Genomic DNA, 13,168 nt, shown 5'->3' on the forward strand with positions numbered 1-13,168 from the left:
TTCTTGTCCCGTACCGAACGCTTCCGTGCCTGTTCCTACGCGCGGGCGCCTTCGCCGGCCTCGTTGTCCGCGGCCTCCTCCGCCGACTGCTGCTTCGGAATCTCCACGGTCTCGCCCTTCGCCGCCGTGTCGGGGGCGGTGTCGGTGTCGGCGGTGGCGGTACCGGCAGTGGTCTCGCCGGTCCCGGTGGCCTCGCCGGATCCGGCTGCCCTGGGCTCCGAGGACTCCGGCTCCGGCGCCGAGGACTCCGGCGCTTCCGCCGTACCCGCGGCGGCCTCCGTCTCCTCCGTCACGACCGTGGTCTCGACCGTTTCCGATTCCTTGCTCTTCCGGCGAAACAATGCGAAAACACCCATATCTGCTCCCTAGCGTACTCAGGGTCGGAATTCCGCAACAGGCAACGAAGTCGGACGAGGGCCGTCACGTAGCTCATTCGGGGACGCGCCGCGAGGTTTGCGAGACTGGGGAAGTGAGAAGTGCAGCTCCCGCCCCGCGGGTCATCGCCGTCGTCGGTCCCACAGCGGCCGGAAAGTCCGATCTGGGTGTTTTTCTGGCCCAGCAGCTGGGCGGCGAGGTCGTCAACGCCGACTCGATGCAGCTCTACCGAGGGATGGACATCGGCACCGCCAAACTGACGCTGGAGGAGCGCGGCGGCGTCCCGCACCACCTCCTCGACATCTGGGACGTGACCGAGGCCGCCAGCGTCGCCGAGTACCAGCGCCTCGCCCGTGCCGAGATCGACCGGCTGCTCGCCGAGGGCCGCACCCCGGTCCTCGTCGGCGGCTCCGGCCTGTACGTCCGCGGTGCCATCGACGTCCTGGACTTCCCCGGCACCGACCCGGACGTCCGGGCCCGTCTGGAGGCCGAGCTGGAGGAGCGCGGCTCCGGCGTCCTGCACGCCCGGCTCGCCGCCGCCGACCCCGAGGCCGCCCGCGCGATCCTGCCCAGCAACGGCCGGCGCATCGTCCGCGCCCTGGAGGTCATCGAGATCACCGGCAAGCCGTTCACGGCGAACCTCCCCGGCCACGACTCCGTCTACGACACCGTGCAGATCGGCGTCGACGTCGCCCGCCCCGAGCTCGACGAGCGCATCACCACCCGGGTCGACCGCATGTGGGAGGCCGGACTCGTCGACGAGGTCCGTGCCCTGGAGGCGCGCGGCCTGCGCGAGGGGCGCACGGCCGCCCGCGCGCTCGGCTACCAGCAGGTGCTCGCGGCGCTCGCGGGGGAGTGCACGGAGGACGAGGCCCGGGCCGAGACGGTACGCGCCACCAAGCGCTTCGCGCGCCGTCAGGACTCGTGGTTCCGGCGCGATCCCCGCGTCCACTGGCTCAGCGGGGCCGCCGCGGACCGCGGGGAACTCCCCGGGCAGGCCCTCGCGTTGATCGAACGAGCGGTTACAGCCTGATCACGTGATGGCATCGGGACGTCATGCCCGTCATTCCGGGGGGCGGGAGCGTGCCATCATCGAGCATCGATCGACCAAGTGGAGTCCGAGTTGGGAGGGCGCGTGGCGATGGAGGCCGGCCCTCGCGACACCGAGCAGCAAGCCGCCCTCCGGGGCGAAAACCCCGGTGGGGCGCCCGGACTGACGCCTGACGGCCCGGACGAGGCCGAAGGCAGCGCCGTCGAGGTGGACGCGGCGGAGGTCGAGGTGGAACTGCGCCCGCAGCGCCGCCTGAGGATCTGGCAGCTCGCCCCGATCGTCGGGCTCGCCGCCCTCGGCTCCCTGATGTTCGCCTTCCCGCTGGCCTTCGGCTCGGGCGACGGCGGAGCCGTCGTCGCCATGCTGGGCCTGCTGATCAGCTGCTGCGCGGCCGGCTGGGGCATGATGGCCGCCCGCCGGGTCGGCCACACCTGGCCCGGCCTGCCCGCCCGCGGCTCCGGCGAGCGCCCCGACTGGCGCGTCCTCGCCCTGTACGTGTCGATCAGCGCCCTCCTGGTCGCCCTGGCGGTCTGGCGCGTGGCCCGCCTGCGCTGAGCCGCGCCTGCCGGGGGCCGAGCGGCGGCCGGGCCCGTACCGCTCCGTGTCCCCGTACCGCTCCGTGTCCCTGGCCGGTCCGTGTCCCTGGCCGGTCCCGCCTCCGTACCGCTCCCTGTGCCTGGCCGGTCCCGTCCCCGTACCGCTTCGTGTCCCTGGCCGGTCCCGTCCCCGTACCGCTCCCCGGACCGTCCGGGCCCCTGTCGTACCCGACCCGTAGAGTTGATCCCGTGACCAACGCGCAGACCTCGCCCCTCGCCTTCCTCAAGGGCCACGGCACCGAGAACGACTTCGTCATCGTCCCCGACGCCGACAACGCCCTCGACCTGCCTCCGGCCCTCGTGGCCCGGCTGTGCGACCGCCGGGCCGGCATCGGGGGCGACGGCGTGCTGCACGTGGTGCGCAGCGCCGCCCACCCGGAGGCGCGCGCCATGGCCGACGAGGCCGAGTGGTTCATGGACTACCGCAACGCGGACGGCTCCGTCGCCGAGATGTGCGGCAACGGCGTCCGGGTCTTCGCCCGCTACCTCCAGCACGCCGGCCACGTCACCGCCGGCGAGGTCGCCGTCGCCACCCGCGGCGGCGTCAAGCGCGTCCACCTCGACAAGGACGGCTCGGTCACCGTCTCCATGGGCCGCGCCGCGCTCCCCGAGGAAGGCGTCACCGTCACCGTCGACGGCCGCAGCTGGCCCGCCCGCAACGTGAACATGGGCAACCCCCACGCCGTCGCCTTCGTCGACGACCTCGCCCACGCGGGCACCCTGTACGACGAGCCGCCGTACCAGCCCGCCGGGGTCTACCCGAGCGGGGTCAACATCGAGTTCGTCGCCGACCGAGGCCCCCGCCACGTCGCCATGCGCGTCCACGAGCGCGGTGCCGCCGAGACCCGCTCCTGCGGTACGGGCGCCTGCGCCGTCGCCGTCGCCGCCGCCCGCCGGGACGGCCTCGACCCGGCCGAGACCGGGACCCCCGTCACGTACACCGTCGACGTCCTCGGCGGCACGCTCGTCATCACCGAGCACCCCGACGGCGAGATCGAGATGACCGGCCCCGCCGTGATCGTCGCCGAGGGCACCGTCGAGCCCTCGTGGCTCGACGCGTCCGCCTGAGGCACAGTCCCGCCACTCGCGCCAGGCGTACCGGATTCGAAACGGTCAACGACTGATTCGTCCCTCGAATGGGTGATCCGGTTCACGCTCGGCGAGAGCGCGACTGCGCCGCGTGGTGGGGTCGGTAGCATCAAGCACCGGCCCACCGGGCATGCGGCCCGGTCCCGCCGGTCGACGCCGCCGGAGGTGCCCCCCATGAGCGCAGAGGCCACCAATCCCGTGAGCGAGGCCGGGGCCACCGGCCCCGACGCTCCCGGCCGCAGACGAGGCCGCCCGAGGATCGACCTGCGCAGGCTCGGCCGCGCCGCCCTGCTCGGCGCCACCGCGGGACCCGCCGTGCGCGACCGGCTGCCCGACGCCATCGGGCACGTCGCCGAGGCCCACCGCGCCCACCACCCCGACGCCGACCTGGCCGTGCTCCGCCGGGCGTACGTGCTCGCCGAGTCCTCGCACCGGGGCCAGTTCCGCAAGAGCGGCGAGCCGTACATCACGCACCCGCTCGCGGTCACCCTGATCCTCGCCGAACTCGGCGCCGAGACCACGACCTTGACCGCCTCCCTGCTCCACGACACCGTGGAGGACACCGAGGTGACGCTGGAACAGGTCCGGCGGGAGTTCGGCGACGAGGTCGCCTACCTCGTCGACGGCGTGACCAAGCTGGAGAAGGTCGACTACGGCGCGGCGGCCGAGCCCGAGACCTTCCGCAAGATGCTCGTCGCCACCGGCAACGACGTCCGCGTCATGTCGATCAAACTCGCCGACCGGCTCCACAACATGCGCACCCTCGGCGTGATGCGCCCCGAGAAACAGGCCCGCATCGCCAGGGTCACCAGGGACGTCCTCATCCCGCTCGCCGAACGCCTCGGCGTCCAGGCCCTCAAGACCGAGCTGGAGGACCTCGTCTTCGCGATCCTCCACCCCGAGGAGTACGAGGCCACCCGCGCCGTCATCGCCGGCAACCCCGGTGCGGCCGACGCCCTCGCCGCCATCGCCGAACAGGTCTCCGCCGTGCTGCGCGAGGCGGACATCGGCGCCGAAGTGCTCGTCCGGCCACGGCACTTCGTCTCCGTCCACCGCGTCCGTCTCAAGCGCGGCGAACTGCGCGGCAGCGACTTCGGGCGGCTCCTCGTCCTGGTCGCCGAGGACGCCGACTGCTACGCCGTCCTCGGCGAACTGCACACCTGCTTCACCCCGGTGATCTCCGAGTTCAAGGACTTCATCGCCGCCCCCAAGTTCAACCTCTACCAGTCGCTGCACACCGCCGTCGCCGCCCCCGACGGCGCCGTCGCCGAAGTGCTCATCCGCACCCACCGGATGCACAAGGTCGCCGAGGCCGGCGTGGTCGCCCTCGGCAACCCGTACAGCGGCCAGGAGACGGCGCCGGGGGAGTGCGTCGAGGACGGCGAGCGCGCCGACCCCACCCGGCCCGGCTGGCTGTCCCGCCTGCTCGACTGGCAGCAGTCCGCCCCCGACCCCGACACCTTCTGGACCTCGCTGCGCGCCGACCTCGCCCAGGACCAGGAGATCACCGTCTTCCGCACCGACGGCGGCGCCCCCGGCGCGATCAGCCTGCCCGCCGGCGCCACCTGCGTCGACGCCGCCTACGCCCAGCACGGGGAGGCCGCCCACGGCTGTCTGGGGGCGCGGGTCAACGGCCGGCTCGCGCCCCTCGGCACCGTGCTCCAGGACGGCGACACCGTCCAGCTGCTGCTTGCCCAGGACGCCGGCTCCGGGCCGTCCCCGGAGTGGCTCGACCACGCGAGGACCCCCGCCGCGCGGATCGCCATCACCGGCTGGCTCCAGGCCCATCCGGAGGCCGCCAAGGCCCCTGCGGCGGCGCCCCGGCCGCCCGCCAGCGTCACCGCGGACCGGCGCTCCGGGGCCAGGCTCCGCGTCGAGCTCCCCGGGCCGGACACCGTCACTCCCCCCGCCGTACGGCCGGCGGGGTGCTGCACGCCCGTACCGCCCGACGAGATCACCGGTTTCGTCGTCCGCGGCGGCACCGTCACCGTCCACCGCACCGGCTGCGCCTCCGTCGACGCCATGAAGCGGCTCGGCCGGGCACCGGTCACCGTCCACTGGGGCGACACGGCCGCCTGCCGGGTCACCCTCGTCGCCGAGTCCTTCGGCCGGCCGCGGCTCCTCGCCGACCTCACCGAGGCCATCGCCGCCGAGGGCGCCGCCGTCGTCTCCGCCACCGTCGAACCCCCGAGCGAGCAGCGGGTCCGTCACACCTACACCCTCCAACTCGCCGATGCCGCCCGACTGCCCGCGCTGATGAAGGCGATGCGGGACGTGCCGGGGGTGTACGACGTGAGCCGGGCGCGGCACCAGGCGGCTCCGGACCTCTGATACTGGATCCGATATCCGGTGGCCGACGCTGGGCGACATTGGAGGTTGGATCCAACATCCGGTATCCGATATTCAGCCCCGGCGCCGACGGCGTCCATGGCACCCCCCGGCACCCCGAGCATCGGATATTGGATCCAAGATCCGCGCGCCGTGCCCCCTTCGAGTGGCGGGTGCGCGCGCCGCCCCGGGGAGCGCCCCCTCCCCTGGTAGCGGTAACCCATGCCGCTCCCCTCCCGTACGCCCCGTGAACGGGCTCCCCGCGCGCGTGCCCTGCGCTCCGCCGTCCTCGTCGCCCTCTCCGCGGGGCTCGTCGCCGCCGCTCTGCCCGCCCCCACGCCGCTGGGCATCGGAGACCCGCTCTTCCCCCACCTCGGCAATCCCGGCTACGACGTCCTGACCTACGACATCGACCTCACCTACAAGGGCCGCAACACCACCCCGCTCGACGGCGTCACCCGGATCAAGGCGCTGGCCACCGGCGATCTGGAACGGATCAACCTCGACTTCACGCACGGCACCGTCTCCACCGTCACCGTGGCGGGCGAGCGTGCCGAGTGGACGACCAGCGGCGAGGACCTGGTGATCACCCCCGCACGGCCGGTGGACCGGGGCGAGGCGGTCGAGATCGCCGTCACCCACACCAGCGACCCCACCGGCCCGGCCACGTCCGGCGGCTGGGTCCGTACCGGCGACGGCCTCGCCATGGCCAACCAGGCGGATGCCGCCCACCGCGTCTTCCCGTCCAACGACCACCCCTCCGACAAGGCGTTCTTCACCTTCCGGATCACCGCGCCGAACGACCTCACGGCCGTGGCGAGCGGCCTGGCCGGCGAGCCCGTTCCCAAGGGCTCGACCACCACCTGGACCTACCGCACCGCCCACCCCATGGCGACCGAGCTCGCCCAGGTCTCCATCGGGAAGTCGACCGTCGTGCACCGCGAGGGCCCCCGCGGGCTTCCGGTGCGGGACGTCGTGCGCACCGCCGACCGGGAGCTCCTGGAGCCCTGGCTCCGGCGGACCCCCGGCCACCTGGAGTGGATGGAGGGCCACGTCGGCCCGTACCCGTTCGAGAACTACGGGGTGCTGGTCGCCGACGCCGACACCGGCTTCGAACTGGAGACGCAGACCCTGTCACTCTTCGAGCGACGTCTGTTCACCGGACCCGGCTACCCGGAGTGGTTCGTCGACTCCGTCATGGTCCACGAGCTCGCCCACCAGTGGTTCGGCGACAGTGTCTCGCCGCGCACCTGGTCGGACCTCTGGCTCAACGAGGGCCACGCCACCTGGTACGAGGCGCTGTACGCGCAGGAGAACGGCGGGCCCACCCTGGAGCGCCGCATGAAGGCCGCGTACGCCGCCTCCGACGGGTGGCGGGCGGCGGGCGGCCCGCCCGCCGCGCCCAGGCCGCCGGCGCCCGGCCAGAAGATCAGCCTGTTCCGCCCCGTGGTCTACGACGGCAGCGCCCTGGTCCTCTACGCCCTGCGCCACGAGATCGGCGCCGAGGCCTTCCGGCGTCTGGAACGCCGCTGGGTGGAGGACCACCGGGACGGCACGGCCACCACCGCCGACTTCACCGCCCTGGCGGCCGAGGTCTCCGGGCGGGACCTGACCCGGTTCTTCGCCGACTGGCTCTACGCGGCGAAGACCCCGCCCATGCCGGGACACCCCGACTGGCGCAGCCGGGCCCCGGAGCGCGCCGCCGGGCCGGAGGCGGGCCGGGCCCGGTGAAACCCGGGTGACGGGGGCCGCCTGGCCGTGCCACCATCGTCAGGTCGGCGGCGCGGCCGGGGCCCCGGGAATTCTTTCCGGGCATCACGCGTTGTGACTGCCGTAACGGACTTTTCTTCGACGTAAGGATCCAATGACCTCCTCTTCTTCCCCTTCCCAGGACAAGCAGAGCTTCGCGGAGACGAGCCGCACCGAGAGCCTTCGGGCCGATGCCCTGATGGAAGAGGACGTCGCCTGGAGCCACGAGATCGACGGAGAGCGGGACGGCGACCAGTTCGACCGCTCCGAGCGCGCGGCTCTGCGCCGTGTCGCCGGCCTCTCCACTGAGCTCGAGGACGTCACCGAGGTCGAGTACCGCCAGCTGCGCCTCGAGCGCGTCGTGCTGGTCGGTGTGTGGACCTCGGGGACGGTGCAGGACGCGGAGAACTCCCTCGCGGAGCTCGCCGCCCTCGCCGAGACGGCGGGCGCCCTCGTGCTCGACGGCGTCATCCAGCGCCGCGACAAGCCGGACCCGGCCACCTTCATCGGCTCGGGCAAGGCGCAGGAGCTCCGGGACATCGTCCTGGAGACCGGCGCCGACACCGTCGTCTGCGACGGTGAGCTCAGCCCCGGCCAGCTGATCGCCCTCGAGGACGTCGTCAAGGTGAAGGTGGTCGACCGGACCGCCCTCATCCTCGACATCTTCGCCCAGCACGCCAAGTCCCGAGAGGGCAAGGCGCAGGTGGCCCTCGCGCAGATGCAGTACATGCTGCCGCGACTGCGCGGCTGGGGTCAGTCGCTCTCCCGCCAGATGGGTGGCGGCGGCGGTGGCGGCATGGCCACCCGTGGTCCCGGTGAGACCAAGATCGAGACGGACCGGCGCCGGATCCGCGAGAAGATGGCGAAGATGCGCCGGGAGATCGCGGAGATGAAGACCGGCCGCGACATCAAGCGGCAGGAGCGGCGCCGTCACAAGGTGCCGTCGGTCGCCATCGCCGGATACACCAACGCCGGCAAGTCGTCCCTGCTCAACCGCCTCACCGGTGCGGGCGTGCTGGTGGAGAACGCGCTGTTCGCCACCCTCGACCCGACCGTGCGGCGGGCCGAGACGCCCACCGGCCGGATCTACACCCTGGCCGACACCGTCGGCTTCGTCCGGCACCTGCCCCACCACCTGGTCGAGGCGTTCCGCTCCACCATGGAGGAGGTCGGCGACTCCGATCTCATCCTGCACGTGGTCGACGGCGCGCACCCGGCCCCGGAGGAGCAGCTGGCGGCCGTCCGCGAGGTGATCCGTGACGTCGGCGCGGTGGACGTGCCGGAGATCGTCGTGATCAACAAGGCGGACGCGGCCGACCCGCTGGTGCTCCAGCGGCTGCTGCGGGTCGAGAAGCACTCCATCGCGGTCTCCGCCCGCTCGGGCCAGGGCATCGAGGAGCTGCTGGCCCTCATCGACGCCGAGCTGCCGCGGCCGCAGGTCGAGATCGAGGTTCTCCTGCCGTACACGCAGGGCGGTCTCGTCTCGCGGGTGCACGCCGAGGGCGAGCTCCTCTCCGAGGAGCACACCCCGGAGGGCACGCTGCTCAAGGCGCGGGTGCACGAGGAGCTGGCGGCGATGCTCTCGCCGTTCGTTCCCGCCGCGCACTGACGCCGTACGCCGCGCACGCCCAGGCACACGAAGAAGGGCGCCGGCCGCCTCCCGAGAGGGAGACGGCCGGCGCCCTTCGTGTGTATCCGGTCAGCCAGAGCCGGTCAGCGGGCGAACTTCTTGCTGACCATCTCGTGGGCCGCCTTGGCGCCCTTGCCCAGCTGCGGTCCGGCCAGCCAGCCGTTGCGGCCGGCGGGGCCGATCGAGGTGTTCGACACCAGCGCCGTCTTGCCGTTCGGCAGGACGCGGAACCAACCGCCGCCGGACGAACCGCCCGTCATGGTGCAGCCGATCCGGTACATGGTCGGCGTCGCCGGGGCCGTGGTGTAGCGGGTGGCCCGGTCCAGGCACTTGTGCATGATCACGCCGTTGTACGGCGGCGCAGCCGGGTAGCCCCAGGCGCCGACGGTGCCGGTCTGCGCGGGCGCCGGAGCGGAGAAGTCCATCGGCAGGGCCGCGCCCACCGTCTCCTCCAGGGACTTGCGGCCCTTCTGCGGCTGGACGTGCAGCACGGCGTAGTCGTACGGCCAGGCCTGGTTGGTGCCGCCGTTCCTGATCCACTCACCGGAGGTCACGGCCCAGTCGGCCCAGTACTGGCCGTACGGGTAGACCTGGTGCGGCTGCGCGTTGCGCAGCGCCGAGGGCGACTTGCCCAGGTCGTTGAAGGCGGGGACGAAGGTGATGTTGCGGTACCAGCCGCCCTGCTTGCCCGCGTGGACGCAGTGGCCCGCGGTCCACACCAGGTTGGACTTGCCGGGGCGGCGCGGGTCCTTCACGATCGTGCCGGAGCAGACCATGTGGCCCTTCGGCGAGTCGAAGAAGATCTTGCCGACCGGAGCGGCGTTGCGGTGGTACGGCGTCTTTTCGCGCTGCGCCGTCACCGGCCGCGGCACCGGGTCGCTGCCGCCGCCGGTCGCCTGCGTCTCGACGGTCGGGTCGGGGCTCTTCGCGGACTGCATCCGCTCGGTGTCCCACAGGCCGTCGATCACCGGGTTGACGAAGTCCTCGGCCTCACGGAGCCAGGTGGACCGGTCCCAGTTCTTCCACTCGCCGTTCTTCCACTTGTCGATGTCGACGCCGTGCTTCTTCAGCTTGTCGAGACCGTCGGCGAGGGCTGCGCCGGCATCGCCGGCGGCCGGGCTCGCGGTGGCGGTGGCGGTGGTGTCGGCGGGCTTGTCCGCCGCCGGAGTCTCCGTCGGGCCGCAGGCCGTCGCGGTCAGCGCGATCGCGAGCGCCGCCGCCACGCCGGTGGCGGCGGGCATGAGTCGTATGGAACGCATGAAGTGGTGTCCCCCTGGGGTAATCGCGCGTCCGCCCCGGGCCGGCTACGGCCGCCACCGGGTGGTTTGCCATGGACGCGTCACTAGCGGTGCACAGTATGCCCGTACGGACCGGGCGGGACCGCATCGGTCCCGCCCGACATCCGTACGTGTCCTACTGGTTGGCGTACTTCCGGCTCACGCCGTCGTACAGCGCCTTGGCCTCGGCGCCGAGCCGCGGACCGGCCAGCCAGCCCGCCGACACCGGCCCGATCGACGTGTTCGACACCAGCGCCGGCTTGCCGTCCTTGCCCGTGGCCACCCAGCCGCCGCCGGACGAACCACCGGTCATGGTGCAGCCGATCCGGTACATCGTCGGCTGATCCGCCTTCACCGACAGACGGCCCGGCTTGTCCGCGCACTGGAACATCTTCTGGCCGTCGAAGGGCTTGCCCGCCGGGTAGCCCGTCGCCGTCATGCTCGCGATCTTCGGGACCGCCGGGGCGTTGAAGTCCACCGGCAGCGCCGCGCCGACGGTCTCCTCCAGCGACTTGCCCGTGCCGCCCTTCTCCGGCGTCACGTGCAGCACCGCGTAGTCGTACGGAGCGCCCTTGCCGCCCGTCTGGCCGCCCTGGTCGATCCACTGCTGCGAGGTCTGCGCCCAGTCGCTCCACCACACGCCGTACGGAGCGATCTCCTCGCGGGTCGCGCTCTCCAGCGCGGCCGTCGGCTTGCCGCCGTCGTTGTACGACGGGACGAACGCGATGTTGCGGTACCAGCCGCCCTTCTTGCCCGCGTGCACACAGTGCCCGGCCGTCCAGACCAGGTTGGACTTGCCCGGGTGCGCCGGGTCCTGCACGACGGTCGCCGAGCAGACCATCGAGCCCTCGGGGCCGTCGAAGAACACCTTGCCGGAGGCCGGCTCCGACGAGTGGTAGGGCGGCGGCACGGCCTTCGCCCGCACCGGCTCCGGCGTCGGGTCGGTCACGCCCTTGTCGCCCGAGATGTCCTCCTCCTCGACCGGCTTGTCCGGACGCTCGGCGTCCCGCATCCGGTCCGGGTCCCAGAGGTCCTCGATGATCGGGTTGACGAAGTCCTTGGCCTCACGCAGCCACTTGTCCCGGTCCCAGTTCTTCCACTCGCCGCCCCGCCACCTGTCGACGTCGATCCCGTGCTCCTTCAGACGGTCCTTCAGGTCGTCCGGAATCGTGATCTTGCCGCCCGCGGACGGGGTCGCGGAGGCGGTGGGCTGCTTGTCACCCCCCGCGTTGTCCTCGGTCGGACCGCAGGCAGTCGCCGTCAGCGTCAGCGCCGCGACGGCGGACGCTGCGGCCAGCAGCGGACGAATCGATCGCATCTCGTGATCCCCCTGGGACTACGTCTACTTGTGCATCGGTGAACAGCGGCGGCGCGGACGCCCGCGTCGCACGAAGCCCCCACTATGCCGGTGCCGGTGGGGACGGTACGACGCAGGGCCGCGGTTCCGGCCCCGCACCGGTCGTTGCCGTGCCGTGATCCGGAAGCCCGCCAAGGATCTTGCCGCCCGACCGTGATCCCCGGCAGACGCCGTCGTTGGTACGGGCGGGGGACACGACGGCAGCCTTCAGGACGCCCCTCGGGGCGGTCCTGCTCCGTACCGACGTGCAACGCAACCGTGACAGCGGGAGGACACCCAGCCGTGGCCGTGACCGAACCAGCTCCGGCCGTACCACCGGCCGCGCGGACCTGTGAGGAACCCCGCACGGCCGTCGAGGGCAGCGCCCACGAGGGCATCCTGCGCCGCCAGGCGCAGCGCGAATCCGCCGCGCGCACCTATGCGCGGTCCCTGCCGATCGTCCCCGTGCGGGCCAGAGGACTCACCATCGAGGGCGCCGACGGCCGCCGCTACCTGGACTGCCTCTCCGGCGCGGGCACCCTGGCCCTCGGACACAACCACCCCGTCGTCCTGGAGGCCATCCGCAAGGTCCTCGACTCGGGCGCGCCCCTCCACGTCCTGGACCTCGCCACCCCGGTCAAGGACGCCTTCGTCACCGAACTGTTCGCCACCCTCCCCGCGGGGCTCGCCGCCGACGCCCGCGTCCAGTTCTGCGGACCCGCCGGCACCGACGCCGTCGAAGCCGCCCTCAAACTCGTCCGCACCGCCACCGGCAGGCGCGGCATCCTCGCCTTCAGCGGCGCCTACCACGGCATGACCGCCGGCGCCCTCGACGCCTCCGGCGGCGCCACCGACGTCCGCGTCGCCCGGCTGCCCTACCCCCGCACTTACCGCTGCCCCTTCGGCGTCGGCGGGGACCGCGGCGCCGAAATCGCCGCCCGCTGGACCGAGAGCGTGCTCGACGACCCCAAGAGCGGCGTCCCCACCCCGGCCGGAATGATCCTCGAACCCGTCCAGGGCGAAGGCGGTGTCATCCCCGCCCCGGACAACTGGATGCGCCGCATGCGGGAGATCACCGCGGCCCGCTCCATCCCGCTCATCGCCGACGAGATCCAGACCGGCGTCGGCCGCACCGGCGCCTTCTGGGCCGTCGAGCACAGCGGCGTCGTCCCCGACGTGATGGTCCTCTCCAAGGCCATCGGCGGCTCCCTCCCCCTCGCCGTCATCGTCTACAGGTCGGAGCTCGACACCTGGGAACCCGGCGCCCACGCCGGCACCTTCCGAGGCAACCAGCTCGCCATGGCCGCGGGCGCCGCCACCCTCGCCTACGTCCGGGAGAACAAGCTCGCCGAACGCGCCGCCACCCTCGGCGCCCGCATGCTCGGACAGCTCCAGGGCCTCGCCGCGGCCCACCCCTCCATCGGCGACGTCCGCGGCCGCGGCCTGATGATCGGCGTCGAACTCGTCGACCCCCGGGCCACCGGCCCCGACGGGCTCACCCCGCCGGCCGACCCCGAGCTCGCCCTCGCCGTCCAGCGTCACTGCCTCGACCGCGGACTCATCGTCGAACTCGGCGGCCGGCTGGGCGCGGTCGTCCGCCTGTTGCCCCCGCTCACCCTCACCGACGAGCAGGCGGCCGCCGTCCTCGACCGCTTCGCCGACGCCCTGGCCGCCGCCGAACGGGCCCACCGGCCCCGACCGTCCGGCTCGACCCGCTGAACCGGACCGCCCCCGCCC

The 13,168-nt window shown here is 72.9% G+C and carries 10 protein-coding genes; 7 read left to right on the forward strand and 3 right to left on the reverse strand.

Annotation, left to right across the window (positions count from 1 at the left end; genetic code table 11):
- Positions 1 to 35: 35 nt before the first annotated feature.
- Positions 36 to 356, reverse strand: a complete 321-nt coding sequence (locus tag ABTZ91_RS25945) for a hypothetical protein (protein WP_352079645.1) — start codon at positions 354 to 356, stop codon at positions 36 to 38.
- Positions 357 to 469: 113 nt separating this feature from the next.
- Between ABTZ91_RS25945 and miaA the strand changes: the two genes are divergently transcribed.
- The 6 genes from miaA (at position 470) to hflX (ending at position 8,797) form a co-directional block, all read left to right on the forward strand.
- Positions 470 to 1,408: a tRNA (adenosine(37)-N6)-dimethylallyltransferase MiaA gene (gene miaA, locus ABTZ91_RS25950; protein ID WP_352079646.1), complete on the forward strand. Its 939-nt coding sequence runs from the start codon at positions 470 to 472 to the stop codon at positions 1,406 to 1,408.
- A 108-nt stretch (positions 1,409 to 1,516) separates the two neighbouring features.
- Entirely contained in the window at positions 1,517 to 1,981 is a 465-nt protein-coding gene (locus ABTZ91_RS25955) for a hypothetical protein (protein WP_352079691.1), read from the forward strand.
- A 230-nt stretch (positions 1,982 to 2,211) separates the two neighbouring features.
- Complete coding sequence (dapF, locus tag ABTZ91_RS25960) at positions 2,212 to 3,090, forward strand: diaminopimelate epimerase (protein ID WP_352079647.1); 879 nt, start codon at positions 2,212 to 2,214, stop codon at positions 3,088 to 3,090.
- Positions 3,091 to 3,285: 195 nt separating this feature from the next.
- Complete coding sequence (locus tag ABTZ91_RS25965; RefSeq protein WP_352079648.1) at positions 3,286 to 5,442, forward strand: HD domain-containing protein; 2,157 nt, start codon at positions 3,286 to 3,288, stop codon at positions 5,440 to 5,442.
- A gap of 219 nt (positions 5,443 to 5,661) precedes the next feature.
- Positions 5,662 to 7,170, forward strand: a complete 1,509-nt coding sequence (locus ABTZ91_RS25970) for a M1 family metallopeptidase (RefSeq protein ID WP_352079649.1) — start codon at positions 5,662 to 5,664, stop codon at positions 7,168 to 7,170.
- A gap of 133 nt (positions 7,171 to 7,303) precedes the next feature.
- Entirely contained in the window at positions 7,304 to 8,797 is a 1,494-nt protein-coding gene (hflX, locus tag ABTZ91_RS25975) for a GTPase HflX (protein WP_352079650.1), read from the forward strand.
- A 104-nt stretch (positions 8,798 to 8,901) separates the two neighbouring features.
- On the opposite strand, the gene ABTZ91_RS25980 is transcribed toward hflX, so the two are convergent.
- Positions 8,902 to 10,077, reverse strand: a complete 1,176-nt coding sequence (locus ABTZ91_RS25980) for a hypothetical protein (RefSeq protein WP_352079651.1) — start codon at positions 10,075 to 10,077, stop codon at positions 8,902 to 8,904.
- Between the two features lie 154 nt (positions 10,078 to 10,231).
- Entirely contained in the window at positions 10,232 to 11,413 is a 1,182-nt protein-coding gene (locus tag ABTZ91_RS25985) for a hypothetical protein (protein ID WP_352079652.1), read from the reverse strand.
- A gap of 321 nt (positions 11,414 to 11,734) precedes the next feature.
- Between ABTZ91_RS25985 and ABTZ91_RS25990 the strand changes: the two genes are divergently transcribed.
- Positions 11,735 to 13,150 (forward strand): diaminobutyrate--2-oxoglutarate transaminase family protein, encoded by a 1,416-nt coding sequence (locus ABTZ91_RS25990; protein WP_352079653.1) that lies wholly within the window; start codon positions 11,735 to 11,737, stop codon positions 13,148 to 13,150.
- The last annotated feature ends 18 nt before the right edge of the window (positions 13,151 to 13,168 follow it).

Source organism: Streptomyces sp. NPDC126499 (assembly GCF_040302485.1).
Lineage (GTDB): Bacteria > Actinomycetota > Actinomycetes > Streptomycetales > Streptomycetaceae > Streptomyces.

Bases quoted from the DNA above. Each gene is read 5' to 3' on its own strand.
- ABTZ91_RS25965 (WP_352079648.1), top strand. From the start codon at position 3,286: ATGAGCGCAGAGGCCACCAATCCCGTGAGCGAGGCCGGGGCCACCGGC.
- ABTZ91_RS25980 (WP_352079651.1), bottom strand. From the start codon at position 10,077: ATGCGTTCCATACGACTCATGCCCGCCGCCACCGGCGTGGCGGCGGCG.
- ABTZ91_RS25945 (WP_352079645.1), bottom strand. From the start codon at position 356: ATGGGTGTTTTCGCATTGTTTCGCCGGAAGAGCAAGGAATCGGAAACG.
- ABTZ91_RS25955 (WP_352079691.1), top strand. From the start codon at position 1,517: ATGGAGGCCGGCCCTCGCGACACCGAGCAGCAAGCCGCCCTCCGGGGC.
- ABTZ91_RS25985 (WP_352079652.1), bottom strand. From the start codon at position 11,413: ATGCGATCGATTCGTCCGCTGCTGGCCGCAGCGTCCGCCGTCGCGGCG.
- hflX (WP_352079650.1), top strand. From the start codon at position 7,304: ATGACCTCCTCTTCTTCCCCTTCCCAGGACAAGCAGAGCTTCGCGGAG.
- ABTZ91_RS25970 (WP_352079649.1), top strand. From the start codon at position 5,662: ATGCCGCTCCCCTCCCGTACGCCCCGTGAACGGGCTCCCCGCGCGCGT.